This is a genomic window from Halococcus saccharolyticus DSM 5350 (assembly GCF_000336915.1).
Lineage (GTDB): Archaea > Halobacteriota > Halobacteria > Halobacteriales > Halococcaceae > Halococcus > Halococcus saccharolyticus.
Genome location: NZ_AOMD01000025.1, coordinates 174,919 through 198,105, shown reverse-complemented (window position 1 = coordinate 198,105; position 23,187 = coordinate 174,919). Strand labels below are relative to the sequence as shown.

Sequence of the window (23,187 nt, the reverse complement as noted above, 5' to 3'; positions counted from 1 at the left end):
GCTCGCCGTCGCCGGACAAAAACCCCTCGTTCAGGCGGTTCAGCCGTCGTCGGGCGTTTCGTTCGGGTCGCCATCGTCGTCAGGTGTTTCGCGCCGTTCGTCATCGTCGCCGGCCCCGCTCTCGGATTCGCTATCGCTTCCGTTCGTCCCGTCTCCCGCATCCGTTTCGACCGCCTCGCTCGTTTCGTCCGCCCCAGCCGATCCGGCTGCCCCCGCGATCACGTCGGCTGTTGCCGTTGCTGGCTCCACGTCCGGCCGCGACTCGATCGCCCCGAAGAATCGATCGTTGATGACGTCGTGAACGATCCCCGAGAGCGCAGTCTCGTCGGCGTCACCGAGCAGCCCGAGCGGGAGCTGTGCGCCCGCCATGTCGGCGTGGCCGCCGGCACTCCCGATCCGATCGAACGCGTCCCGGAGCGTCTCGCCGATGTCGAGGCCTCCACCTCGTGTCCGACCGGAGCAGTAGATCGTGCCGTCGATGATCCCGTACACGAGCGTCGTCCGGATCTCCTCGATGTCGAGAAGCTGATCGGCGGCCTGGGCGAGCGCGTCGCGCTCGTGGAGGTCGTCGATGTAGCTCACCAGTACCGACCCCGAGACCTCGCGGTTCGAGATCGCGCGGGCGATCGTTTCGAGGGTTTCGGCGCTCATGCTCGGCGTCTCGACCTGCTCTAAGATGTCTTCGTCTGCGTACGGGAGCAGGAATGCGGCGGCGTCGAAGTCCACGGTCGACACCTCGCGCTGGAAGTCCTTGGTGTCGACCCGGATGCCGTAGAGCAGCGCCGTGGCGACGGTACTGTCGATCTCGATACCGAGTCGACCGAGATAGTCCACTAGCAGCGTGCTGGTCGCACCGACGTCGCTCCGGAGGTCGACGAACCGCGCTTCGACCGGCGCGCGCGGCGGGTGATGATCGATCAGCACGTCGATGGGGGTGTCCTCGGGGAGTTGGTCGTTGACTCCCGGCCGCGAGTGATCGACCAGCGCGATTCCTCCGTACTCCTCGATGTCGTCGGGAGCGAGCTCGCGCATCTCGACGTCGAGCAGGTTGACCATCGCCCGGTTCTGCTGGTGCGTGATCGCACCGAAATAGCAGACTTCGGCGTCACAGCCGGCCGCTGCGGCGATCCGGCGGAGTGCGAGCGCGCTCGCGATCGCGTCGGGATCGGGGTTGTCGTGGGTCACGATCGCGAGTGGGCCGTCGATCGTGCGGAGCACCCGCCACAGCCGTCGTGGCCGCATGCTCTCCTCGCCGATACGTTCGAGAAGTTCGGTCGCCGCCGTCGTCGCCGACGTGATCGTGCGGTCGGCGATCGACTCGATCGCGAACCGGCGGTCGTCGGTCGGTTCCTCGCCGGTGTACGCCAGCACGAACGCGTTCGGGTGAGTTTCGCGTGCCGCCGTCGCAGCGGCTTCGTTGGTCGCGGGGTCGTCGCTCGCCACGACGACGACGTCGACCGGTTTGTCGAGATCGGCGAGCGTCTCGGGTTCGGTCGGGTCGGCTCGTCGCGCCGCGACGCGATCGCTCCGCAGCGTCTCGACGCGGTGCTCGTCGGTGCAGAGCACCGTGACGCCGCCGGGTCGATCGCCGAGTGCGTCGACCAGGATGCGCCCGACCGAGCCACATCCCAGCACGAGCCGCGAGACCATGCCCACCGATGGACGCCACGATGGTTAAAACCCTCCGCCAGCATCCGAATCACGTCCCCGGACCGTCGTCGAACGGACGATCCGCCACCGTTCCGCTCCCGCCCCGGTTTCAAAGGCTTTGTAACGACTGGCCGCGCAGGACGGACATGACCGAAACCGTTGTCGTGCTCGGTGCTGGCTACGCCGGCGCTGGTGCGATCAAGAGCCTCGAAGACGCCCTCGACGACGAGGCCGACATCATCTGGATCTCCGATCACGATCACCACCTCGTGCTCCACGAGGTCCACCGGTGCATCCGGGACCCGAGCGTCCGCCAGAACGTCACGATCCCCATCGAGGAAATCAAATCCCCACACACTCGCTTCATCGAGGGCGAGGTTACCGGTCTCGACTGCGACGACCGGGAGATCGCGCTTGCGGACGGTTCGACGGTCGACTACGACTACGCGCTGGTCACGCTGGGTTCTCAAACGGCATACTACGGGATCGACGGGCTCGAAGCGCACTCGCTCACGCTCAAGAGCCTCGACGACGCGCTTGAGATCCACGACGCGGTGAAGGAAGCCGCTCGCGACGCCACCCCCGACGACCCGGCACAGGTCGTCGTCGGCGGCGCGGGGCTGTCGGGTATCCAGACTGCGGGCGAGATCGCGGAGTTCCGCGATCTGCACCACGCTCCGATCGAGATCACGCTCGTCGAGGCCTTAGAAGAGATCTTCCCGGGCAACGATCCCGAACTCCAGGGCGCACTCAGAAAGCGGATTCTGGAGCGCGACATCGAGATCTCGACCGACGATCCGATCACCGAGGCCGATGAAGACGTGATCCACTTCGAGTCGGACGCGACACTCGAACACGACGTGTTCGTCTGGGCCGGCGGGATCACGGGCCAGGAGGCGATGGACGGGACCGACCTCGACAACGAACACAACCGGGTCAACGCCGCAGCGACCTTCGAAACCTCCGACGATCGGGTGTTCGCACTGGGCGATTCGGCGATCGTCGACCAGCCCGAGGGGCCGTGTCCACCGACCGCCCAGGCCGCGTGGCAGGCCGCCGAGGTCGCCGGCGAGAACGTCGCACGGGCGCTCCACGGCCAGCCGCTGACGTCGTGGACCCACGAGGACAAGGGCACGCTGGTGTCGGTCGGCGAGAAGGCGGTCGCGCACAACGTCGTCAACGTCCCGATCAACACCTTCGGTGGGCCCGGTGCAAAGTTCCTGAAGAAAGCGGTCGCCACACGGTGGATCCGGGACATCGCCGGTTCGTCTCGGGCGGCGCGCGCGTGGCCCGATATGTAGCGCTTCAGGACACACAACGCATCCCTACGCCGTCCGTTCCTTTCTGGGTCGCTGTGAATGGGCCCTGTCGGATTCGAACCAACGACCACTCGGTGTCTCATGTCACCCGAGGACCGCACCGAGACAGTGTGCGATGAGGATCCTCGGATGTCAGTATGAGCCGAGCGCTCTTACCACTGAGCTAAGGGCCCTTGATTGGTGTCTTCCTGTGTCTTGCCCTTTAGCTTACCGAATATAATCCAACCTTACGCCGCCACTAGGGCTCGAACGCCGAAAGACGGTCGGCCTCACTTCGTTCGGCCGCTGCGACTTTCGAGCTCGACCCCTGGCGGCGGCGCTTTCACTGCTCACAGACGGTTCGTTACGCTCACCGTTGCGTTCGCAGCAGAAAGCGCCGCCGCCAGGGCTCGAACCTGGGACAACCTGGGTAACAACCAGGTGCTCTACCAACTGAGCTACGGCGGCTCTGTTCCATCCTAACGCGAGTTCGTTCATAGCCGTTTCGCTTTCGACCGACACGTTTTCGCCCGACCGCGGGGAAGCGTCCGGTATGACCGACGACGCCCTCGACGCCGTTCTCACACGGGTTCGCGATCGCGTCACCCCCGACGCCGAGGAACGCGCCCGTCTCGACGAGGCCGTCGATCGGCTCACCGACGCCACCGAGCGCGCGGTCGCGGACCGCCCAGTCGAAGCGGATGTCGTCCACGTTGGCTCCACCGCTCGCGGCACGTGGCTGCCCGGCGACCGTGACATCGATCTGTTCGTCCGATTCCCGCCGGGGCTTCCCCGCGAAGATCTCGAACACCACGGGCTCGCGATCGGTCATCAGGTGCTCCCCGACGGTCGCGAGGAGTACGCCGAACACCCCTACGTTACCGGCGATTTCGACGGGTTCGCGGTCGATCTCGTTCCCTGCTTTCGGGTCGAACGCGCGGCCGACGTCCGGTCGGCGGTCGATCGAACGCCCTTTCATACGCAGTATCTCGATTCCCGTCTCGACGCGGCGCTCGCCGCCGATGTCAGACTCGCAAAACAGCTCCTCTCGGCGATCGGCGTCTACGGCAGCGACCTCCGAACACGGGGGTTTTCGGGCTATCTCGTCGAACTCCTCACGCTCGAACACGGTGGATTTCGCCCGCTGATCGAGTCGGCCGTCGACTGGCACCCACCGGTACGGTTCGATCCCGAAGGCCACGGCACCCCCCAAAACGAGGGGTTCGACGACCCGCTCGTGGTGGTCGACCCGACCGATCCCGGGCGCAACGTCGCGGCGGTACTCTCGACCACCAATCTCGCCCGGTTCCAGCACTACGCTCGCGACCTCTGCGCCGACCCGCGCGAGTCTGCATTCACTCCCGATTCGTCCGCACCGCTCTCTGCCGCGGAGGTCCGGACCGAGCTCGAACGTCGTGGAACGATTCCGGTCGCTGTGCGGTTCGATCCACCGGATCTCGTCGACGACCAGCTCTACCCCCAGCTCGAACGCTCCCGACGGGGAGTGGCCGATGCGCTCGACCGGCGCGGGTTCGACTCACTCCGATCGGCCGCGTTCGCCGACGAGTCGGCCGTCCTGTTCGTCGAACTCGGGGTCGCCGAACGGCCCCGAATCGAGCGCCACGAGGGACCGCCGGTGAGCGCGCGCGATCACGCCACCGCCTTCTACGAGAAGTACGCCGACACGGACTGCTACGGCCCGTTCGTCGAAGGAGGACGGTACGTCGTCGAGCGCGAGCGAACGTTCCCCAGCCCACGGACGTTCCTCGAAAGCGACGCGCTGTTCGACGTGGCGCTCGGCGCGGACGTCGAACGTGCGCTCGCGGCCGACTACACGGTGCTCGTTGGCGACGAGACGGCTCGCCTGGCCGACGAGTTCGGCGCGAAGCTGGCGCGCTACTTTTCGCCAACGCCCTGAAAACGCCGAATTAGGACGATTCATCGGCCAAACAGCTCGTCGCAACGGGTCTCCCGGCCCGAAGAGTCAACAACACTCCTCGGTGGCCGCTGCCGTTCGCTCGGCATCCACGGTGGCCACCTCACACTCCTCCGCACAGCCACACTCGACGAGATCGACTTCCACCTCTAGCTCCCGAAGCACTGCGACGAATCGTCTCCCAGCAGGGGTGAGTTCGTACCGCGTCGAGGGCGGCGACGTCGCCTCGACGTGGCGCTCGACGAGACCGTGACACCGGAGTTCGGTCAGGCGTTCCGAGAGCGTCTTCGCCGTCGGTCCGTCGAGTTCACGGCGCATCTCGTTGAATCCCCGTGGTCCCTCGAAGAGCAGCCGAAGGACGTGCATCGCCCACTTCCCCCGCAGCGCTTGGTGGAGGCCGTGCCACACGGCCCGCCATTCCGACGATTCCTCGGTGGCGGACTCCGGTGGTTCGATGGCAGCACGTTCGGGTGACTTCTCGTTCATACGTCTCTTCGGTGCTACCAATACCTGAATCCCCACATCCGGTTTCCGTTCGGAAAGCGCGTTTCTATCGAGAATCTGACTTCTTTATGTCATCGAAGCCCGTCAGTCCGACTGCGATGGCAGAGCAACACTGTTGTGAGGCCGACGCCGAATCGCTCGCCGACCTGTTCGAAACCACAGTTGAGGTTCCCGTCGGGATGGTTCTCGCCGGCGGCTGCTGTTGCTGTCGGTGCTGTTGATCACCCGTTGAGGCCGTGAGCCGCTCGAACTTCGTCGATAACTGAGCGCGCACGATCGTCGACGGATCCCTCGGGTTCGACGGGATCGTACCCGCCGAAGACCTCGTTCACCGTCGTGATACTTTCCGAAAGGGTGTCGAGACCGTAGCCGCCTTCGAGGACGAACCCGAAGCCCGCGTCGGATCGATCCGCGAGATCACGGAGCCGTGCGGCCAGCACACCGTACCCCTCGGTCGAGACGCTCATCCGTGAGATCGGGTCGTGTTCGTGAGCGTCGAAGCCCGCACTCACGAGGAGGAGATCGGGACCGAACTCGTCGAGAAGCGGCGCAAACACCTCGTCGATCGCGGCGACGTACGCCGGATCACCCGCCCCGGAGGGGTACGCGAGGTTCACGGTTGCGCCTTCGCCGTCGCCCGTTCCGATCTCGCCGGCCTCGCCGGTGCCCGGGTAGAGCCCGCGCTCGTGGATCGAAGCGTAGAACACGTCGCCTCGATCCTCGAAGATGTCTTGGGTGCCGTTGCCGTGGTGGACGTCCCAGTCGACGATCGCGACCCGTTCCGCGCGCCCGTCGTCGATCATCGCCTCGGCCGCGATGGCGGCGTTGTTGAGGAAACAGAAGCCCATCGCGTCGTCGGCGACCGCGTGGTGGCCCGGCGGTCGACCGAGAGCGAAGGGAGTTTCGCGTCCGCTCGCGCCGTCGAGGGCGGCTTCGGCGGCCCACACCGCCTGTCCCGCACTTCGGAGTGCAGCGTCCCACGTCGCCTCGACCGCGACGGTGTCGGGGTCCCACTGACCACCGCCCGACGCACAGAACTCCCGAAATTCCCGAACGTAGTCGGCGTCGTGGGCCGCTCGGGCGGCCGACTCGTCGATCGGATCGGCCTCGACGTACTCGACGCCGTGACGTTTCGCGAGCGCCTGCCGGATGGCGCGGAGCCGGTCGGGGCTCTCGGGGTGGCGCGAGCCGGGATCGTGTTCGAGACACTCCGCGGAGTAACCGAATCTCATTCGTCGGGGAAGTACGGTGCGAGTTCGAAGTACGTCTCGACGTCGGCGACCGTGATCGTACGCCGGCCGGCGTGGCGCGCGAGCACTGCCGCGGCCGCCGCGATCCGGCCGGCGTAGCGTTCGAGCCGGTGGGCGAGCGCGACCCGGGCGTCCCGGGCGACTCGGTATCGGTCGTCGATGTCGAGGCGGGCGATGCGATCGACCGGCGCGACCGGGAGTTCGAGTTCGCCGGGCCCGGCGGCGTCGGTCTCGAAGTCAGCGGCCTGAAGGGTCTTGCGGTCGTCGTCGGTCGCGCGCTGGGCGGCGTCGGCCGCGAGGTGCGCGCCGCGCTGCTGGATGCGTTCGGCGAGCTCCTCGGTGGCCTCGCTGCTCACCCGCAGCGAGCCGGCGTGCCGTCGGATCACGGCGTCGACCGGCGCGAACGGGAGCTCGACGCTCATAGCGCATACGGGGACTGTTCCGGTCTTAAGGGTTTCCGTGGGACGTCAGAACACTTCGTCCGCATCGAGCGCGCCGTCGGCCTCCCGTCCCCGCGCAGTGAGCTCTTCGCCGAGGTGTACCGTTGCGGAGGTCTCGATGCGCATCGTCTCGCTGCCGTTGTCGAGCACTACCGGATCACTCGCCTGTACGACCGTCCCGGTGAACTCGATCGGCCCGTCGTCCGCACCGCTCTCGGTCCCGTTTTCGGTCGTCGCGTCCGTCGTTGCCGCATCCGTCGCTGCTGTGTCCGCCGCCTCACGTTCGGTTTCGGACTCGTGTCCGTCGGTCGTCGTCCCGTTCTCGCTGTTCGCACCATCGCCGGTGAACGCTCCGAGACCGGTCTCGTCGTCGCTGGTTTCGTCGTCTTCGGCAGTCGAAGGCACTCCGCCGGTGTCGAACGTCGTCACGCTCGTCTGCCAGCCCGCCGAGGCTTCGAGATCGTCCTGCCAGCCGTCCTGGATCTCGACGTCCGCGAACTGGACCTCGTCGCCCGGGCCCAGATCACGGTCGGCCTTCTCGCCCCACAGCGCCACCCGGATGTCGCCGGTCTCGTCCTGAACGCGGATGTTCTTGACCTGGCCCTCCGAGCCGTCGTCGCGGTCGAAGGTGCGTTTGGGATCGGTCGACCTGATGACGCCACCGATGTCCACAGTGGTATCGATCTCCAGATCCTCGATCGGGGTGGTTTCGGGCGTGTACTCCACCGTGGCATCGACCTCCGTGAGGCCACCGCGATCGCCGACGTGGAGTTCGAGGTCGCCGTTGCGCTCGCGGACGTAGCCGTCGGTGAGTTCGATCGTCGTGCCGGCTGTGAGTTCCTCGACTCGTCCTGCCTGGTCGTCCCAGAGTGTCACCCGCGTTCGGCCGGTTTCGTCGCCGAGCGTGAGGTTCGCCACCCGACCCTCCGAGCCGTCGTCGCGATCGAACGTTCTGACGGTGTCGGTGTCGAGGACGAGGCCCACGAGATCGACGTCGGACTGGCCGAGCGAGAGCCCCGCGATGGTGTCGGCGGCGTCGAGATCGACGTCGACCTCGACGTCGGCCGGTTCGACCCGATCCGCGCTGATCTCGATCCCGTTGTACCCCTCGCGCGGCCGGCCCGCGATCTTGAGTACCGAACCGGTTTCGAGCTCCTCGGCCGCGCTTTCGGCCCGTTCGTCCCAGAACGCCACTCTGATCTGTCCCGTTTCGTCGGCGACCTCGACGTTGATGACTTGGCCGTCCTCGTCCTCGCCGTCGCGCTCGAAGGTGCGGAGCTCGCCGACGCTCGTGACCTTCGCGACGAACTTCGCCTCCTCCATCCCCGGCTCGACGTCGGCGACGCCTTCGACCTCCCCGTCGGCGACCTCGTGGGCGATCAACATCGCGGCGGTCTCCTCGTCGGCGAGCCCCCCCATCTCCTCGACTTTCTCCTCGACGGCCTCTCGGAACTCCCCCTCGGGTACGTCGGCGTCGAGGTCCGCGTAGATCTCCTCTATCGCACCCATGTTCTACGCCAGTCCATGAGCGATGCGCGCTTAAGCGTTGTTGTCAGGATCCACCCCGCCGCTGTTGTGCGATTTCTATCCCGGGCGCATGCTCCGCTCTCGACGAAGTTGTCTACGTTTTCACTGATAAACTTCGGGTCGACTGCGACTCATCCACCGGGCTCGGCGGTGGTGACCGTCTCCTCGCCACCAGCGCCGCGGTGGATCACCGTTACCGACGCCGGCTGACTCTCGGTGGTGACGGTCGCGCGATAGCTGATCCCGACGAGCGCCTGCGTACACATGGTGCCGGCGTCCGCGGCGCGCTCGGTGGCGACCACGATCCGAACCTCGCCGGCGTCGGTGCGGACCGAATTGAGGGTAGCCGTCTGGCATCCGTTCTCGCCGGTGATCGTTCCGGTCACGACGATCCGCGAGCCGCCGCTCTCGACGGTCACACTCGCCTCGTTACCCGGTTCGCCTCCCGTCTCGCGCACCGTGAACGATCGATCGGCCGCCGAGCCGTTCGTCGTTGTCTCGTTGGCCGTCGGCCCATCCGTGGTCGTTCCGGCCGGCGTCTCAGTGCGGGCTACGGTCGTGGTTTCGGTAGCCTCGCTGCCAGTCGTCGTCTTCGCCGACCCGGCGGGCGTCGCCGTTTCGGTAGCGGTGGTCGTCTCAACCGTGTCCGTAGCATTGGTTTCGGTTGACCCAGTCGTCGTAGCGGCTCCGTCGGTGGGTTCGGCTGTCGAGCCGTTCTCGCTTCCGCCGTCGCCGAGACAGCCGGTACCCACGATGGCGGCAGTCGCCACGAGGACCTCACGACGGTTCATGTTGGCACGTCACCGGGCGAAAACATGTGTCTTGTGGCGGTCCGCCGACGCGGCAACCGTAACGGGTTTAACCCGAACTGGTGTAGAGGGGAGTGAGTCCTGGTTGGGTAGTGGACTATCCTACTGGCCTGCGGAGCCGGTGACCGGAGTTCAAATCTCCGCCAGGACGTTCACTCACTTCGTTCATGCCCTGGTGTGCCCCACGCTCGCTGCGCTCGCGTGGGACTCCGCCAGGACGTTTCTGCAGCACAAAACGGAGAGCGGCCGCTCAATCCTCGATTGCTGCGCCGAGCGCGTTCGTTTTGAGCGCGGTGATCGAGTCCTCGGCGTCCTCGCGCGACTCGTAGCCTGTCGAGCTGACCGCGAGCGTCTCGTCGTCGTGGGTCAGCCGCCAGCGCCAGTTTCCGCCGTCGTCCTCGTAGAGATCGAACGTCGCCGACGACCCCGACAGCGCGATCTCGACGGTCGTGTCGCGTGGGCCGGGAATCTCGACCGTTCGCGGCGTTTCGGCCGCCTCTTTGGCGTCCGTGATTTCGAGCGACGATTTCGACCGTCGCTCACGGAGGTCGCCGATGCGCTCGCGCAACTGTCGACCGTACTTGGTGGCGGTGTCGACGCCACGTTCGAGACCGCGCTCGACGTCGCCCGATTCGACGAACGGCGACCCGCGATCGAGCACGTTCTCGCCGTTGCGCGAGAGCGCGATCTCGTACCCCCGCCACACGATCCCCTCGCCGTCGTCGCTCATCCCGTCGATCCCCTCGTGGCCGTACTCGAACGCGAGTAGGGCCTTTTCGAGCGTTCCCTCGCCGGTGCTGTACGCGACCCGGAGGGTGGCGTTCGGTCGAACGGTCAGTGTGTAATCGTGATCGTGTTCACTCATGGAATCACCGTTGATTGTCCGTTCTCATAAATGTCCATCCGGCGCTCGCAAACCCTCCCCCACCACGGACAGATTCATCCACGTCGGCACCCGAGTTCGACGCGATGAGCGACGACGCACCCCCGATCACCGCAGACCGGCCCGACAGCCCTTTCCACACCACCGGCACCGATCACGTCACCGTCTGGGGCAGCAACGAAGCCGACACGCTCGCGTTCTACCGCGACCTCCTCGGAATGCCCCTCGTGCTTCGCCAGCCGAACCTCGACGATCCCTCCCAGACGCACCTGTTTTTCGACACCGGTGACGGCCGCATTATCACCTTCTTCGTGAGCGACGAGCGCGAGTCGAACCCCCAACCCCAGCGCAGCGGCGTCGGCGGGGTCCATCACCTCTCCTTCGGCGTCGATCCCGAACGCTTCGGCGAGGTGATGGCGGCACTCGACGACGACGGCCGCGGCTACAACGTCTTCGACCGTGGCATCTTCCACTCGCTGTACACCCGCGACAACAATGGTCTCGTGATCGAACTCGCCACCGACAAGTACGAGATCCCCGACGACCGCCGGGGTGAGGTGCTCGCGACTGCCCAGCGCATCCGCGAGGACGAGGGGGCCGATTACGCCGGGGAAGAACACCTCGCGGCCGCGCTCGAAGAACTCGACCTCCCCGCCGAACCGCACGACCTCCCGGACGCGTCGAGCGGGGTCGGTGGCGTCGAATAACTTCGGTAATCGTTCCGGCTGACGACCGTCAGTACCCGATCCCCGCTCACTCCGGGTCGCGGCGCTCGTACAGTACGAGTCCGACCATCGACATGACGGGCTCGTCGTTCTGGTTGTGGGTCGTCGTCTTGCTCCGAACCAATCCGAGACGATCGTTCCACGGTTCGGTGTCGAGCACCTCGGTCCGAACCGAGAGCGTGTCGCCCGGTCGTACGGGATTCGGCCACCGGAGTTCGTCGACACCGACCGCGCCCGTCGCGGCCGATCCCTCGAAGACGTTCGTGACGAGCAGTTCCATCGTCATCGCCGCAGTGTGCCACCCGCTCGCGATCAACCCGCCGAACATGGACTCCCTGGCCGCCGTTGTGTCGGTGTGAAACGGCTGTGGATCGTACTGGCCGGCGAACTCGACGATCTCCTCACGGCTCACGTCGCGATCGCCGAACTCACGGGTCTCGCCCACGGTGACGTCCTCGAAGTGTTCGCGCGCCATACCTCTGACTCTCGGCCGGTGGCCATAGCAGTTCCCCCACAGCCGACGCGCTCACTCCGACACTCCTCGCTTTCTGCTCGGTTCGACGTATCGCATCAGTCGGGGCTGCTCCCGACAGTGCTCCGGTCGTCGGTGTGGTTGCCCGCTCTCGCCGGCAGCATACCTATCCGTCCACGGGTTGATGATCGAACCATGTCTGCAGACGACTCGTCAACCGACGACGCCGAGGACTCGTTCACGAACGGTTCGGACGACTCGTTCACCGACACGTCCGGGGACTCCGCCGACGACGCACTCGGCACGCTCCAGGAGTGGTACGAGGAGGCGTCGACCCGCGAGGACGGTCCCGACCTCGACGAACTCTCGGCCCGCGAGCGCGGGGCGCTGAAGCGCGCCCGGGCGATGGCGACGTTTCTCGACGACGCGATCCCGGTTCCCGTGATCGGCTACCGGGTTGGGGCCGATCCGATTCTGAGCATCGCTCCGGTCTCGGGCGATCTCGCTGGCGCGGCGCTCTCGATGCACATCGTCGCCGAGGCCGCACGCCTCGGGGTACCGCCGAAGACTCTTGCTCTGATGGTCGGAGACGTCGCCGTCGACACGATCACTGGGTCGGTCCCGGTCGCCGGAACGCTTTTCGATGCGGTCTGGAAGGCCAACAGGCGCAACGTCGCACGGCTCGAATCCCACCTCGAAAACCGCACCGAGGTCCCCGTCGAGTAAGCGGACGAGAGGCCATCGCGTCGGCGCACCCGGAACGCGTTTCGGCCCGCCACGCGAACCGAAGTGTATGGACGCTCACCTCCAAGCCGGCATCGCGATCTACAACGCCGGTCGTTTCCACGCCGCCCACGACGCGTGGGAAGATCGGTGGCTCGCTCTCGATACGGGCGACGACGACGAGCGCTTTCTGCACGGGCTTATCCAGTTCACCGCGGCAGTCCACCACGCGACCGGGCGCAACTGGACGGGTGCGTGTGGCCTCGCCGAGAGCGCCCGCGAGTATCTCGCCGACCTCCCCGAAGACTACCGTGGCGTGAACGTCGGCGAGGTCCGAGAGTATCTCGCCGTTCTCGACGCCGACCCCGAATCGATCGAACGCGGGCCACCACTCACCGTAGCCCACGAGGGCCGCCAGCTCGGTCTCGACGATCTCGACTTCGAAGCGAGTGCCGTCGCTGCGGAGGTCCTCGCCGAGGCGGGCGACGCCGACCACGCGACTATCGAACGCGCCGTCGAATACGCCCGCGACGATTTCGCTGCCGGCAACGAGACCAGCCCGTTCGTGACGCTCGTGATGGATTTTGTCCGTGACTCCGACAACCGTGGGATCGTCCGCCAGCGTCTCACCGAGCACACCGAACGCCGCGCCGCCCGCGATCGGGACGTCGACGGACTGTTCGATCCGTAGTTCCGACTCGACGCTCGAACCCTAATACTCGACCGAGTTGTCCTGGGGATCGTAGCCGAGTACTTCGCGAGCGCGCTCGATGGAGTAGTATTTCCGGTCGTTGTCGGAGATGCCGTAAACGATCTCGTACTCGTAGTCGGCTTCGAGACACCGCTCGAAGAGGTGGGCACAGTCCCGATAGGAGAGCCACATCGCCTGCCCGCGCTCGTAATCGATCGGGGGGTGATCCTCGGTCAGGTTTCCGACGCGGACACAGACCGTGCTCATTCCCGTCTCGTCGTGGTAGTACCGACACAGCGTCTCGCCGGCGACCTTGCCGACGCCGTAGAGGTTGCTCGGCCGCGGGAGCTCGGTGCCGTCGAGCCGGAACTCGTCGTCTGTACGGTACAGTTCGGGCACGCGCTCGTCGGTCTCGAACGCCCCGACTGCGTGGTTCGAGGAGGCGAAGACGAACTTCTCGACGCCGGCGTTGGCGGCCGCCGCGACCACGGTTTGGGTCCCGTCGATGTTGTTCGCGAGCACGCTGTCCCACGGCGCTTCCGGCCGGGGGTCGCCGGCGAGGTGAACGACTGCGTCCATCCCCTCGACTGCCTCGCGAACGGCCTCCTCGTCGGTGACGTCCGCGACGACGTACTCGTGGTCGGGCTCACCGGTCGGCGGCTCGCGGTCGAGTAGCCGCCAGTCGTACTTCTCACCGAGCCGGCGCAGGATCGCCTCGCCGACGCGCCCCGACGCGCCGGTAAGTAACACTCTCGAATCCCGTGACCTCCCCGCCATTCAGCCGGGAGTCGGGAACCCGCCGGTAAGTAACGTGCGGTTCGCCCCGCGGAGGAAACCGCCGAAGGACAGCGATCCGCTGGAACCCGTCTCGGCGCGCTACGCCAGTCGGGCGAACGCGAGCGTCCCGCTGATGTTCTCGATGTAGGCGTCGACCACGTCGCCTTCCTGTGCGCCGGGCACGAAGATGGTGTACTTGCCCTTCTCCGCGACGCCGTCGCCTTTCCGGCCGGTGCCGGTGATCTTGACTTCGTAGGTCCGGCCCTCCTCGACGTCGGCCTGCTGGCTGGACTGCTGGGAGCCGGTGTTCTTCGCGACCGGGCGGAAGGCCCCACACGCCTCACACCGGAGCATTCGGGTCCGGCCTTCCATTTCGAGGCGTGTGTCCGGCAGGCCACACTCCGAACAGATCACGAACTCCTCGATGTAGCCGTCGATGGCCGTGCCGAAATCGTCGCCGGAGAACGAGCCGTTATACCGCGCGCGGTCGCCGCCGAACTGGCCGTTCGTCCCGAGTTCGCGCTGGATCACTCGGTGGAGGTGTTCGGGCTCGCGCGAGAGCGCGTCGGCGATCCGGCCGAGGTTCACGAGTCGCGTGAACGCGCCGTCCTTCTGGGCCTCCGCGTCGGGAACGTCGAGCCGCGAGTCGCCGGTGTCGAGGTCGGGGACCGAGTCCATCGCTCGGTCGAGACTGGCTTCGTAATCCATGGCTGATACGTGGGTCTCACTCCCTAAATGGATTCCGTGAGAGACCGCGCCAGGGACGTTCGCCGGCGTTTGGCACCGGAAGTGGTGGGCGGTGGCGCGCGGGAGCACGCCGCTTGTCGGCGCGCAACTCGCGTGCGAGGGATGACTGAGCGACCGTAGGGACCGAAGGAATCGGCTAGGGAGGGTGTGGCTTGCGGTCTCTCATTTGTGTCGGGATTCGGTGTAGACGAATCGTGTTAGATGGATTCCGCGGCGGGGATGTTCGAATCCGTTCGACTGACAGTATATTTGTCCGCTCCTCACGAACCACCACACGATGACCAGTAACTCCGGAACGAACTCGACTTCACCGACTGACGCCGAAACTGCCTGCTTCGAGGCCGGGATCAAGTTCGGCACGCTGTATCACCAGTTCGCCGGCACGCCGGTTAGCCCGGCGAGCGCGGCCAGTCTGGAGCGCGCGATCGAGGACGCGATCGAAAATCAGCCGTACTGCGAGTCGGTCTCGGTCGCGATCCTCGCCGACGAACTCGACGCCGCCATCGATCACGGCTACACGGAACTCACGGGTCGGTTCATGGAGGTCGAACTCGTCGTGGAGTACGAAGAACACCGAGTCACGGCACGGATGGCGATGGAAGAGGGCTACCCACGAATGCGGGTCGCATCGATCGAGACGCTGGACTAATCTCGCCGAATCAACTGTCGGACGATGCGCTTCCCGTGCCCTCGATCCGCTTCTCGTACTTCGCGAGTGATTCGTCGAGGGCGTCTCCAGCGTCGATGTCGAGCGACTCGGCGACAGCGAGCAGCGAGAAGAGGGCGTCACCGATCTCGTCGGTTTCGACGTCGAGATCGCTCGGCTTCGTTCCCCAGTCGGTTGATTTGGTCGCGTCGGCCGCGATCTCGCCGACTTCGGCTGCCAGATCGAGGACCCGAAACGCCGGCTCGCCCCGTAGATCGTACTCCTCGATGAACGTCGCGACGCGCTGTTGTTCGTTCATCGTCACGCTTCGTTCCTGAACGAGAAGTAAGTGTTCCGACGAATCGAGAGTCGGGTTTCAGTGGCTCAGATCCGCCGATAGCGTCATATACTCTCACGGCAATTGGATGTATGACACTTTACGCAGTCGACGACGTTAGTGACGCCTACGACGTGACCCGACGATTCCTGTTTCCGTTCACGCTCGGCCGATGGCTCAAACTCGCGCTGGTCGTCCTCTTCATTGGCGGCGCAAGTGCGGGATTTCCGGCCGGGTTCGATACGACCGTCCCGGTGGATCAGCCGACTGGGCCGGAGTTCGGAGCGGAGCCTGAGTTCGATGCAGGACCGGCCAGCGGGGCGGACATCGAGCAGTTCCTGCCGTTGATCCTCACACTCGCGGCGCTCGTCGTCGTGTTCGTGCTCGCGTTCGTCGTCATCGGATCGATCATGGAGTTCGTGTTCGTCGCCTCGCTCACCGAAGGAGACGTCACCGTTCGACGGTACGTCGGACGCTACTGGGGGAAGGGGCTGCGACTGTTGGGATTCCGGATCGTTCTCGGCCTCCTGACGGCGGCGATCGTGGCGATTCCGGTCGTCGTGGCGTCGGTCGTGTTCTTCGATCCGGGCCTCGGTATCGGCGGGGCAGCCGGCGCACTGGCACTCCTCGCGCCCGTCCTCCTATTTGTCGTCCTCGTCGCTACGCTGGTGAGCGGTTTCACGACGATGTTCGTCGTCCCGGTCATGCTCTTGGAGGACCGAGGCGTGCTATCGGCGTGGGGACGGTTCTGGCCGACGCTCCGTGGCCAGTGGAAGCAGTACTTCGCGTACGTCGTCCTCGAACTCGTTCTGAGCATCGCGGCCGGTGTGGTCGTCGCCGTCGTCACGGCTCTCGCGCTCGCCGTGCTCGCGATCCCGTTCGGCATGCTTGGCGTGCTCACCGTCGTGGTTGCCGGTGGGTTCGGTGACCTCTCGCTCGCCGTCGTTGCGCTGTTGAGCATCGGTGCGGTCGTCTTCACCCTGCTGGCGTTCTTCGTCGTCCTGCTCGTCCAGGTTCCGGTCGTGACGTACTTCCGGTACTACGCGTTGCTCGTCCTCGGCGATACCGACGAGTCACTCGACCTCGTTCCCGAACGCCGCCGTCGCGTGCGTGGCTCGGGATCGAGCGACGATCCGGCCTCGATGGGCGATCATCCAGCCGCGTAGTTTCACTTTCGACCGCCTAGCCGGTGGCGACGAGAGCGGGCCGAGAGAACGGCTGGACTCGATTTTCACTTCCGCTTTCGGGCGCGGGTTTAAACCCCGTGCGGGCGAACCGCATGGTCATGAGCCAGTCGACGTTCGAGGACGACGACCTGTTCGATGAGGCCGCGGCGGACGTCCGTACCGATGTCGAGGAGCACCTCGCGGCGGCGCGCGACGCGCTCCCCGAGTCCGACGCGATCTGGACGGTCGAGGCCGACAACACACTCGGGGTGCTCAACGCGCTCGGGCAGGCGCTCGACACCGGCGACGCCGCCGAGCGCCTCCGCGACGCCAAGAAATGGTACGCGATGGGCGAGCGCGCCGACGCCTTCGACGACGCCGACGACCTCGCCAAGCAGATCGAGGAGCTCGAAACCGTCATAGAGGACGTCGAGACCGCCCACGACCACGCAAGCGCCCTGTCGAGTACGGTGCCCGAACTCCGCGGTGCGCTCGACGAGGCCGGCGAGGCCGCAAGCGAGGGAGGAAACGACGAAGGGGAAAGCGACGCTGACACCGACGCCGACGCGGAGGAAGCCGAGGAAGCCGCCGAGTAGCACCCCGATAGGATATCAAAATCGATCGGTCGTCTCGTCACCGATGAGCGAGCGGATCCAGTCGGTGTACTCGACGAATGACTCATCGGTTCGAGAGCGCGGGCGCGGAAGATCGACATCGATCAGCTCTTTCACCCGTCCAGGTTCAGCACTCATAACAAGCACTCGATCACCGAGGAGCACCGCCTCGCTGATCTCGTGGGTCACGAACAGCGTCGTTTTTCCCGTCTCCTGCCAGATGTCGAGCAGTTCGGCGTGAAGCCGCTCACGGGTCTGGGCATCGACACTTCCGAACGGTTCGTCCATCAACAAAATGTCCGGATCAACGGCAAGTGCGCGCGCGACAGCGACGCGCTGTTTCATCCCTCCACTGAGTTCCTTCGGGTAGGCGTCCGCGAATCCGTCGAGGCCGACGAGATCGAGCATCTCGTAGCAGCGGTTGTCACACGCCTCTCGCGCCATCCCCTGTCGTTCGAGCCCGAAACAGACGTTCTCTTGGACGGTGAGCCACGGGAACAGTCCGTACTCCTGGAACACCATTCCGCGGTCGGTGTCGGGACCGCCAACCGCCTCGCCGTTGATCACGACCGCGCCCTCCGTCGGCGCTTCGAGCCCCGCGATCGCCCGGAGGAGCGTCGTCTTCCCACAGCCCGAGGGACCGACGATGCAGACGAACTCGCCAGTCTCGACGGCGAACTGCACGTCAGACAGCGCCTGCACCGACTGGCGGTCGGACTCGTAGCGCTTGCTCACACCATCGACGAGGATTTCAGGAGTGTCGTCGGTATCGTCCACGTCGCCAGTGCCGGTAGTGTGGGCACCGACGCGCTCGACCGCATCGACGCTCTCGTCTATTCGCGCCACGCGAGCATCCTCCCTTCGAGACTGCGGAACGCTCCATCGGTCACGAGATAGACGAGGCTGATCACCAGCATGTACGCGACGCTCGTGTCCATCGCGAGGTTGTTCGAGGCGTTGATGATCTCGTAGCCGACGCCGGGTGCGCCGAACAGCTCCGCACCCACGACGATCATCCAACACCGACCGATGCTCGTCCGAAAGCTCGTCAGGATCTGGGGCGCGGCACTCGGTAGGACGACGTAGCGAATCATTTCGAGATCCGCTCGCACTCCGAGGCTCGATGCGACCTCTGCGAGCTGGTTGGGAGTGTTCTCGACGCCACTGTACGCACCGTAGAAGTTGATCCAGAACGCGCCGATAAAGACGATGAACGCTGCCCCCGCGTGACCGATCCCGAACCACACGATCGCGAAGACGATCCATGCCAGCGGCGGGATCGGCCGGAGGATGCGCACGACTGGCGTCAGCGCATCGTCGAGTCGCCCACTCCACCCGAGAGCGACGCCCAGCGCGATCCCGAGCGACGCGCCGACGAGCAACCCCGGAATATAGTGGAGCAAGCTCTGGGCGAGTTTCACCACCATCCGTGCGGTCTGGATCTCAGTGCCGACCACCGGGAGGGTAAACCACGCACTCGTCGTGAGTTGTTCGGCGAAGGCGCTCGCCGCCGCTGGCGGACTGGGAAGGAGATACGCCGGTTCGACGACCGACGATGCTGCCCACCACAGCCCGAGAAATCCAAGCGTCCCGAGGACTCCGCGCACGATTCGACCGGCGTTCCACGCGGGAAACGTCCCCTCTCCAGTAGCCTGGTCAGCGTCGCTCGTTTCGATGCTCATTGGTTCGAGACGCTATCGTAGACACTGAAGTCGAACAGTTGCTCCGGCGAGACAACCGAATCGGTGTTGCCGACCTCTTTGACGAACTCGGCCATCGTCGCCGCCTGATCTCTGACTTCGTGTGGGTCGGAAATGAAATCGGACGCCTGTGAGTCGATCGCCTGCCGTGCCAGGTCGGTACTGACACCCGATCCGATGACCGCCGCGGCGTCTTCGGCCGCTTTCCTCGGGTTCTCGCGGACGAATTGGGTCGCCTTGGTGTGCTGTTCGACGAACTGCTCAGCAACGTTCTCGGGGACGCTGTTCTGGACGAACGTCACGGTTACTGGGTGCCCCGGGAGGATATCGCCCGACCATGCGACCTCACCGAAGCCCTGCTCGCTCGCAATCACTGTCGCAAACGGCTCCTGAATCATCGTCGCGTCGATCTCGCCCGCTTGAATCGTCTGTGGGGCCTTCGCCGGGGATACTTTCACCTTGTCTATCACCGACTCCATCTCTCCGAGATCGAGATCCTGCTCGATCCAGTATCGCAGGACGACGTCCGGAACACTCCCGTCGGGTGGGACGCCGAATTTTACCTTCCTCTCGTGCTGGTTCTCGAATACCGAGAACGCATCCTCTTGCTTGTTCTTGTATAGATCAGCGAACGCGCTCGTCGACATAACTCGGAAACCATTTCGACTGTTCGCCGCCAGTACACTCGCCGCTTTGCCCTTGTCGACGAGCACCATCGCTGGCGTGACGCCGAACAGCGCGATGTCGACTTCGTCGCTCGCAAACGCCTTGACCACGCTCGGGCCATTCGAAAAGCGTTCGACCGTCACCTCCGCGGAGAGCGATTCGTAGTAGCCCTCCTCTTGCATGATGTAGTGCTGCATATTGGGGTAGATCGGCACGTAGGCAACAGTGAGCTGGCCCATACGACTCGCAGTGGCAGTGGTGTTGGTTCCTTCGACATCGCTGCTGCCAGGATTACTTCCGCTGATACAGCCGGACAGCCCTACCACACTACCGGCTGCTACCCCACTCGACGCGAGGATCTGTCGTCGGGTGTATTTCTCCATCTGTTATTATCTACACGATCAATCTTAATAAGTGCTGCTATGTTGGATGGTTTAGTTGTTAAGAAAGTACGTGGCTCCCGCTACAGGATGTTCGATGTTTTCGTCCGGCAGTACAATCACTCCCGCATCTGTCGGCTGCCGTCGCGGTCCTCGATGGCGTCGAGCAGCGTGACGAGTGCTGCCGTCGCATCCTCTAAGAGTTCCTCGCCGCGCTCCGCGCTGCCGTCTCCGGGATCGCCGACTACACCGTTGTCGGTGAACTCCGCCGCATCGAACGCGAGATTCGTCCCCGAAACCCACTCGCCCCACGTCTCGCTCGCTCCAGCCTGCGCCTCCTCGATCCGGTTCTCGCGGACGAGATCGGGATGGATGGCGCGGAGGAGCGCGGTCTCGATCGGACCGCCGTGGCCCATCTCGGACAGGCTCGCGGCGGCCTCGAACCAGGTGAATGGCACCGCGTAGGCTGCATCGTGGCGGGTGATCGCCCCGCAGACCTCCCGGAGCGCATCGACGTTGCCGCCGTGGCCGTTGACGAGTACGACCCGATCCCACCCGTGTGAGGCGAGACTCGCGACGGTCTCCCGTACGTAGCTCCGGAGGGTGTCGGGCGCGACCCAGAGCGTACCGGCGAACTGATGGTGCTCCTCGGCGATCCCCACGGGGATGGTGGGTGCGACGACCACTTCGCTGCCGTGGACTTCCTCGTAGCGCTCCGCGCCCGCCGCCGCGACCGCACGCGCGGTGAGGCGGTCGGTGCCGAGCGGTGCGTGGGGGCCGTGCTGTTCGGTACTGCCGACGGGGAGGAGCGCAAGGTCGGTCTCGGTCGCGTCGGCGTCGGTCCACGTTGCCTCGGTGAGTTGCATACCGGGGTGAGCGCCGCCGGAGGCTTAAGCAGGCACAACTCCTTTGCCGTCGCTGTGCGTCGGTCCGCTGCACCATGACTGACGAAGACGACGCCAGAGAACACGGTATCGAGTTCGGGGACGTCGAGGACGAACTCGAATCCATGGACTACCCCGTCGACCACGAAACGGTGATCGAACGTCACGGCGACGCGGAGATCGGTCTACCCGATAGAAGCACCCCTCTCGAGGACCTCCTCGAACCGCTTCAGGACGAAGACCAAACCTATCAGGACGCCGACGAACTCACGACGATGATCAAGAACATGGTCGACGCCGACGCCGTCGGTCGTGAGGGCTACTCCGACCGAGGCCCCTCGACGGAACCCGATAGCAACGGCGACGATGCGGAGTCGCTCTAACCCGGCCGTCCGTCAGTCGTCGCCGGCTTCGGCCTCGGTCTGTGCCTGACGCTGGGTCGCGCGCTCGATGAACTCCTGTGGGAGTTCGTCGATCTCGCCGGCCTGGACCGCCCAGAGGTTCGCGTACAGTCCGTTCTCCTCGATGAGGTCGTCGTGGGTGCCACGCTCGCGCACCTGGCCATCCTCGAGGACCACGATCTGATCGGCGTCCTTGATGCTCGACAGCCGGTGGGCGATCGCGAACGTCGTTCGATCCGTGGTCAGCCGATCGAGACTGCGCTGGATCAGCATCTCGGTCTCGGTGTCCACATCGGAGGTCGCCTCGTCGAGCACCAGGATCTCGGGATCCTTGAGGATCGCGCGCGCGATGGTGATGCGCTGGCGCTGGCCCCCGGAGAGTTTCACGCCGCGCTCGCCCGCCATCGTGTCGTAGCCATCCGGGAGATTTCGAATGAACTCGTGGGCCTCGGCGGCCTTCGCGGCCTCGACGATCTCCTCGTCGGTCGCGTCGAACGTGCCGTACGCGATGTTCTCCTTCACTGTGCCGTAGAACAGGTAGGAGTTCTGACTGACGTAGCCGATCGACCGTCGGAGGCTCGACAGCGTGACGCTGTCGATGTCCTGGCCGTCGATCCGGATCTCGCCGTCGTCGACGTCGTACATCCTGAGCAGGAGTTTCAGGACGGTGGATTTGCCCGCGCCCGTTGGCCCGACGAGCGCTACCGTGTCACCACCCGGAACGTCGAAGTTGACGTCCTCGACCGTGGGGTTCCCATCGCCGCGCTCGCTCTCGTAGCCGAAGGTAACGTCGTCGTACTCGACGTGGCCTGCCGACACCGCCAGATCCTCGGCGTCGGGGTCCTGGTTCAGCCGGCTCGGCTCGTCCATCAGCCCGAAGATACGCTCGGCGGACGCGCGAGCGCGCTGGTACATGTTGATGATCTGCCCGAACTGTGCCATCGGCCAGATGAATCGCTGGGTGTAGAGGATGAACGTGACGAACAGGCCGGCCGAGAGGTCTTGAGTGAACGGTCCGAACGGTCCGTTGAGAACCCAGAATCCACCGACGATGAACGTGGCGACGAAGCCGATGCCCGCGATCACCCGGAGCGTGGGGAAGAACTTGATTCGGAGGTTGATCGCGCCCCACTGGGCGTCGTAGTAGGACTTCGAGACGTCACCGACGCGGTCGGACTCGTAGGGTTCGGTGTTGGTCGATTTGATGACCTGGATCCCGCCGAGATTGTTCTCCAGTCGGGAGTTCATCTCGCCGACCGTCGAACGGACTTCGGCGTATTTTGGCTGGATCTTCTTGACGAAGTAGTAGGTGAACCCGGCGATCAACGGCACCGGCAGCAGCGCGATGATGGCGAGCTGCCAGTTGGTAGCGAACATCACAACCGAGATGCCAACCACCATCGCCGCGAGCCGGAACACCGAGTTCATCCCGCCGTTCAGGAACTGTTCGAGCCGGTTGACGTCGTTCGAGAGTACCGACATCATCTCGCCGGTCTGCTTGTCGGCGAAGAAGTCCATGTTCAGCCGCTGCATCTTGTCGTAGGTGTCCGTCCGGACCTGGTGCTGGATGTTCTGCGAGAAGGCGTTCCACCCCCAGTTCCGTCCGTAGTGAAAGCCCGCCCCGCCGAAGAAGGCGAACGCGATCAGCCCGGCAAGCAACCAGAACTGGCCGGCTCGGGTCGTGGGAAGCCACGCCTGTGGAACGAACGCCAGCCCGAACGGCCGCGTCTGGTAGAAGATCGAATCGATGGCGATCCCGAGCAACAGCGGCGGTAGCAGATCCAGCACCCGTGCGACGAGACTCGTTAGTGTCCCGACCGCAAAGGAGAACCAATTCTCACGGCCGTAGACTGCAAACAGCCGCCGCATCGCGTTCTCCGTTCCCTCTCGTTGGTCTTCGAAGGGATCGTCATCATCAATAGAAATACCCATCACTATACTGCAAACCGACACGTGCCTAA

26 protein-coding genes and 3 tRNA genes are annotated in these 23,187 nt (G+C 65.1%); 11 read left to right on the top strand and 18 right to left on the bottom strand.

What is annotated here, in order from left to right; genetic code table 11:
• Nucleotides 1-39 precede the first annotated feature (39 nt).
• Nucleotides 40-1,650: a DHH family phosphoesterase gene (locus tag C449_RS11550; protein ID WP_006078198.1), complete on the bottom strand. Its 1,611-nt coding sequence runs from the start codon at nt 1,648-1,650 to the stop codon at nt 40-42.
• 146 nt (nt 1,651-1,796) lie between these two features.
• On the opposite strand from C449_RS11550, the gene C449_RS11545 reads away from it, so the two are divergent.
• Nucleotides 1,797-2,951: an NAD(P)/FAD-dependent oxidoreductase gene (locus tag C449_RS11545; protein ID WP_006078197.1), complete on the top strand. Its 1,155-nt coding sequence runs from the start codon at nt 1,797-1,799 to the stop codon at nt 2,949-2,951.
• A gap of 58 nt (nt 2,952-3,009) precedes the next feature.
• Here C449_RS11545 and C449_RS11540 read toward each other — a convergent pair.
• Nucleotides 3,010-3,142 (bottom strand) — tRNA-Ile (locus C449_RS11540).
• Nucleotides 3,143-3,343: 201 nt separating this feature from the next.
• Nucleotides 3,344-3,416 (bottom strand) — tRNA-Asn (locus C449_RS11535).
• 85 nt (nt 3,417-3,501) lie between these two features.
• Here C449_RS11535 and cca point away from each other — a divergent pair.
• Nucleotides 3,502-4,866, top strand: coding sequence for a CCA tRNA nucleotidyltransferase (gene cca, locus C449_RS11530; RefSeq protein WP_006078196.1), 1,365 nt, complete (start codon nt 3,502-3,504; stop codon nt 4,864-4,866).
• A gap of 66 nt (nt 4,867-4,932) precedes the next feature.
• On the opposite strand, the gene C449_RS11525 is transcribed toward cca, so the two are convergent.
• Complete coding sequence (locus C449_RS11525) at nt 4,933-5,370, bottom strand: winged helix-turn-helix transcriptional regulator (RefSeq protein ID WP_006078195.1); 438 nt, start codon at nt 5,368-5,370, stop codon at nt 4,933-4,935.
• A 116-nt stretch (nt 5,371-5,486) separates the two neighbouring features.
• On the opposite strand from C449_RS11525, the gene C449_RS18850 reads away from it, so the two are divergent.
• Nucleotides 5,487-5,609: a hypothetical protein gene (locus C449_RS18850; protein WP_275039169.1), complete on the top strand. Its 123-nt coding sequence runs from the start codon at nt 5,487-5,489 to the stop codon at nt 5,607-5,609.
• Here C449_RS18850 and C449_RS11520 read toward each other — a convergent pair whose 3' ends face one another.
• The 4 genes from C449_RS11520 to C449_RS11505 all read right to left on the bottom strand — a co-directional run bounded on the left by C449_RS11520 (nt 5,610) and on the right by C449_RS11505 (nt 9,396).
• The gene (locus C449_RS11520; protein WP_006078194.1) at nt 5,610-6,620 is read right to left on the bottom strand and encodes a histone deacetylase family protein; all 1,011 of its coding nucleotides are present in this window, start codon (nt 6,618-6,620) and stop codon (nt 5,610-5,612) included.
• Nucleotides 6,617-7,060, bottom strand: a complete 444-nt coding sequence (locus tag C449_RS11515) for a histone-like protein (protein WP_006078193.1) — start codon at nt 7,058-7,060, stop codon at nt 6,617-6,619. The genes C449_RS11520 and C449_RS11515 overlap by 4 nt, the downstream gene beginning before the upstream one ends.
• A 45-nt stretch (nt 7,061-7,105) precedes the next feature.
• The gene (locus C449_RS11510; RefSeq protein WP_006078192.1) at nt 7,106-8,587 is read right to left on the bottom strand and encodes a single-stranded DNA binding protein; all 1,482 of its coding nucleotides are present in this window, start codon (nt 8,585-8,587) and stop codon (nt 7,106-7,108) included.
• A 149-nt stretch (nt 8,588-8,736) separates the two neighbouring features.
• Nucleotides 8,737-9,396, bottom strand: coding sequence for a hypothetical protein (locus tag C449_RS11505; RefSeq protein WP_006078191.1), 660 nt, complete (start codon nt 9,394-9,396; stop codon nt 8,737-8,739).
• Between the two features lie 96 nt (nt 9,397-9,492).
• On the opposite strand from C449_RS11505, the gene C449_RS11500 reads away from it, so the two are divergent.
• Nucleotides 9,493-9,565, top strand: a tRNA-Arg gene (locus C449_RS11500).
• 99 nt (nt 9,566-9,664) lie between these two features.
• Here C449_RS11500 and C449_RS11495 read toward each other — a convergent pair.
• Nucleotides 9,665-10,279, bottom strand: coding sequence for a YegP family protein (locus C449_RS11495; RefSeq protein WP_006078190.1), 615 nt, complete (start codon nt 10,277-10,279; stop codon nt 9,665-9,667).
• Between the two features lie 104 nt (nt 10,280-10,383).
• Between C449_RS11495 and C449_RS11490 the strand changes: the two genes are divergently transcribed.
• Entirely contained in the window at nt 10,384-11,004 is a 621-nt protein-coding gene (locus C449_RS11490; RefSeq protein ID WP_006078189.1) for a VOC family protein, read from the top strand.
• A 46-nt stretch (nt 11,005-11,050) separates the two neighbouring features.
• Here the strand turns inward: C449_RS11490 and C449_RS11485 are convergent, their stop codons facing one another.
• Entirely contained in the window at nt 11,051-11,497 is a 447-nt protein-coding gene (locus tag C449_RS11485) for a MaoC family dehydratase (RefSeq protein ID WP_006078188.1), read from the bottom strand.
• A gap of 192 nt (nt 11,498-11,689) precedes the next feature.
• Here C449_RS11485 and C449_RS17505 point away from each other — a divergent pair, with 192 nt between their 5' ends.
• Together C449_RS17505 and C449_RS11475 are read left to right on the top strand one after the other, a co-directional pair.
• Nucleotides 11,690-12,220, top strand: a complete 531-nt coding sequence (locus tag C449_RS17505; protein WP_006078187.1) for a DUF4112 domain-containing protein — start codon at nt 11,690-11,692, stop codon at nt 12,218-12,220.
• Between the two features lie 67 nt (nt 12,221-12,287).
• A complete protein-coding gene (locus C449_RS11475; RefSeq protein WP_006078186.1) occupies nt 12,288-12,908 on the top strand; it encodes a DUF309 domain-containing protein in 621 nt (206 codons plus the stop codon).
• A gap of 21 nt (nt 12,909-12,929) precedes the next feature.
• On the opposite strand, the gene azf is transcribed toward C449_RS11475, so the two are convergent.
• The gene (azf, locus tag C449_RS11470) at nt 12,930-13,685 is read right to left on the bottom strand and encodes an NAD-dependent glucose-6-phosphate dehydrogenase Azf (protein WP_049914105.1); all 756 of its coding nucleotides are present in this window, start codon (nt 13,683-13,685) and stop codon (nt 12,930-12,932) included.
• Nucleotides 13,686-13,784: 99 nt separating this feature from the next.
• On the bottom strand, nt 13,785-14,393 hold the full coding sequence (locus C449_RS11465) for a translation initiation factor IF-2 subunit beta (RefSeq protein ID WP_006078184.1): 609 nt from the start codon (nt 14,391-14,393) through the stop codon (nt 13,785-13,787).
• Between the two features lie 316 nt (nt 14,394-14,709).
• Between C449_RS11465 and C449_RS11460 the strand changes: the two genes are divergently transcribed.
• Nucleotides 14,710-15,081, top strand: coding sequence for a dihydroneopterin aldolase family protein (locus C449_RS11460; protein ID WP_006078183.1), 372 nt, complete (start codon nt 14,710-14,712; stop codon nt 15,079-15,081).
• 10 nt (nt 15,082-15,091) lie between these two features.
• Here C449_RS11460 and C449_RS11455 read toward each other — a convergent pair whose 3' ends face one another.
• Entirely contained in the window at nt 15,092-15,397 is a 306-nt protein-coding gene (locus tag C449_RS11455; RefSeq protein ID WP_006078182.1) for a MazG nucleotide pyrophosphohydrolase domain-containing protein, read from the bottom strand.
• 110 nt (nt 15,398-15,507) lie between these two features.
• Here C449_RS11455 and C449_RS11450 point away from each other — a divergent pair, with 110 nt between their 5' ends.
• Together C449_RS11450 and C449_RS11445 are read left to right on the top strand one after the other, a co-directional pair.
• Nucleotides 15,508-16,581 (top strand): DUF7544 domain-containing protein, encoded by a 1,074-nt coding sequence (locus C449_RS11450; RefSeq protein WP_006078181.1) that lies wholly within the window; start codon nt 15,508-15,510, stop codon nt 16,579-16,581.
• Nucleotides 16,582-16,700: 119 nt separating this feature from the next.
• A complete protein-coding gene (locus C449_RS11445) occupies nt 16,701-17,177 on the top strand; it encodes a DUF5790 family protein (protein ID WP_049914104.1) in 477 nt (158 codons plus the stop codon).
• Nucleotides 17,178-17,192: 15 nt separating this feature from the next.
• Here the strand turns inward: C449_RS11445 and C449_RS11440 are convergent, their stop codons facing one another.
• The 4 genes from C449_RS11440 to C449_RS11425 all read right to left on the bottom strand — a co-directional run bounded on the left by C449_RS11440 (nt 17,193) and on the right by C449_RS11425 (nt 20,807).
• Nucleotides 17,193-18,041 carry an ABC transporter ATP-binding protein gene (locus C449_RS11440; RefSeq protein ID WP_006078179.1) on the bottom strand — a complete coding sequence of 283 codons (849 nt, stop codon included), beginning with the start codon at nt 18,039-18,041 and terminating at the stop codon, nt 17,193-17,195.
• Nucleotides 18,029-18,877 (bottom strand): ABC transporter permease, encoded by an 849-nt coding sequence (locus C449_RS11435; protein WP_006078178.1) that lies wholly within the window; start codon nt 18,875-18,877, stop codon nt 18,029-18,031. Before C449_RS11435 ends, C449_RS11440 begins: the two co-directional genes overlap by 13 nt.
• Complete coding sequence (locus tag C449_RS11430) at nt 18,874-19,944, bottom strand: ABC transporter substrate-binding protein (protein WP_049914102.1); 1,071 nt, start codon at nt 19,942-19,944, stop codon at nt 18,874-18,876. The genes C449_RS11435 and C449_RS11430 overlap by 4 nt, the downstream gene beginning before the upstream one ends.
• A gap of 116 nt (nt 19,945-20,060) precedes the next feature.
• Entirely contained in the window at nt 20,061-20,807 is a 747-nt protein-coding gene (locus tag C449_RS11425) for a creatininase family protein (RefSeq protein ID WP_006078176.1), read from the bottom strand.
• A 74-nt stretch (nt 20,808-20,881) separates the two neighbouring features.
• Here C449_RS11425 and C449_RS11420 point away from each other — a divergent pair, with 74 nt between their 5' ends.
• On the top strand, nt 20,882-21,208 hold the full coding sequence (locus tag C449_RS11420; protein ID WP_006078175.1) for a DUF5789 family protein: 327 nt from the start codon (nt 20,882-20,884) through the stop codon (nt 21,206-21,208).
• Nucleotides 21,209-21,220: 12 nt separating this feature from the next.
• On the opposite strand, the gene C449_RS11415 is transcribed toward C449_RS11420, so the two are convergent.
• Nucleotides 21,221-23,158, bottom strand: a complete 1,938-nt coding sequence (locus tag C449_RS11415) for an ABC transporter ATP-binding protein (protein WP_006078174.1) — start codon at nt 23,156-23,158, stop codon at nt 21,221-21,223.
• Between the last annotated feature and the right edge of the window lie 29 nt (nt 23,159-23,187).

Bases quoted from the DNA above. Each gene is read 5' to 3' on its own strand.
- C449_RS11550 (WP_006078198.1), bottom strand. From the start codon at position 1,650: ATGGTCTCGCGGCTCGTGCTGGGATGTGGCTCGGTCGGGCGCATCCTG.
- C449_RS11545 (WP_006078197.1), top strand. From the start codon at position 1,797: ATGACCGAAACCGTTGTCGTGCTCGGTGCTGGCTACGCCGGCGCTGGT.
- cca (WP_006078196.1), top strand. From the start codon at position 3,502: ATGACCGACGACGCCCTCGACGCCGTTCTCACACGGGTTCGCGATCGC.
- C449_RS11525 (WP_006078195.1), bottom strand. From the start codon at position 5,370: ATGAACGAGAAGTCACCCGAACGTGCTGCCATCGAACCACCGGAGTCC.
- C449_RS18850 (WP_275039169.1), top strand. From the start codon at position 5,487: ATGGCAGAGCAACACTGTTGTGAGGCCGACGCCGAATCGCTCGCCGAC.
- C449_RS11520 (WP_006078194.1), bottom strand. From the start codon at position 6,620: ATGAGATTCGGTTACTCCGCGGAGTGTCTCGAACACGATCCCGGCTCG.
- C449_RS11515 (WP_006078193.1), bottom strand. From the start codon at position 7,060: ATGAGCGTCGAGCTCCCGTTCGCGCCGGTCGACGCCGTGATCCGACGG.
- C449_RS11510 (WP_006078192.1), bottom strand. From the start codon at position 8,587: ATGGGTGCGATAGAGGAGATCTACGCGGACCTCGACGCCGACGTACCC.
- C449_RS11505 (WP_006078191.1), bottom strand. From the start codon at position 9,396: ATGAACCGTCGTGAGGTCCTCGTGGCGACTGCCGCCATCGTGGGTACC.
- C449_RS11495 (WP_006078190.1), bottom strand. From the start codon at position 10,279: ATGAGTGAACACGATCACGATTACACACTGACCGTTCGACCGAACGCC.
- C449_RS11490 (WP_006078189.1), top strand. From the start codon at position 10,384: ATGAGCGACGACGCACCCCCGATCACCGCAGACCGGCCCGACAGCCCT.
- C449_RS11485 (WP_006078188.1), bottom strand. From the start codon at position 11,497: ATGGCGCGCGAACACTTCGAGGACGTCACCGTGGGCGAGACCCGTGAG.
- C449_RS17505 (WP_006078187.1), top strand. From the start codon at position 11,690: ATGTCTGCAGACGACTCGTCAACCGACGACGCCGAGGACTCGTTCACG.
- C449_RS11475 (WP_006078186.1), top strand. From the start codon at position 12,288: ATGGACGCTCACCTCCAAGCCGGCATCGCGATCTACAACGCCGGTCGT.
- azf (WP_049914105.1), bottom strand. From the start codon at position 13,685: ATGGCGGGGAGGTCACGGGATTCGAGAGTGTTACTTACCGGCGCGTCG.
- C449_RS11465 (WP_006078184.1), bottom strand. From the start codon at position 14,393: ATGGATTACGAAGCCAGTCTCGACCGAGCGATGGACTCGGTCCCCGAC.
- C449_RS11460 (WP_006078183.1), top strand. From the start codon at position 14,710: ATGACCAGTAACTCCGGAACGAACTCGACTTCACCGACTGACGCCGAA.
- C449_RS11455 (WP_006078182.1), bottom strand. From the start codon at position 15,397: ATGAACGAACAACAGCGCGTCGCGACGTTCATCGAGGAGTACGATCTA.
- C449_RS11450 (WP_006078181.1), top strand. From the start codon at position 15,508: ATGACACTTTACGCAGTCGACGACGTTAGTGACGCCTACGACGTGACC.
- C449_RS11445 (WP_049914104.1), top strand. From the start codon at position 16,701: ATGAGCCAGTCGACGTTCGAGGACGACGACCTGTTCGATGAGGCCGCG.
- C449_RS11435 (WP_006078178.1), bottom strand. From the start codon at position 18,877: ATGAGCATCGAAACGAGCGACGCTGACCAGGCTACTGGAGAGGGGACG.
- C449_RS11430 (WP_049914102.1), bottom strand. From the start codon at position 19,944: ATGGAGAAATACACCCGACGACAGATCCTCGCGTCGAGTGGGGTAGCA.
- C449_RS11425 (WP_006078176.1), bottom strand. From the start codon at position 20,807: ATGCAACTCACCGAGGCAACGTGGACCGACGCCGACGCGACCGAGACC.
- C449_RS11420 (WP_006078175.1), top strand. From the start codon at position 20,882: ATGACTGACGAAGACGACGCCAGAGAACACGGTATCGAGTTCGGGGAC.
- C449_RS11415 (WP_006078174.1), bottom strand. From the start codon at position 23,158: ATGGGTATTTCTATTGATGATGACGATCCCTTCGAAGACCAACGAGAG.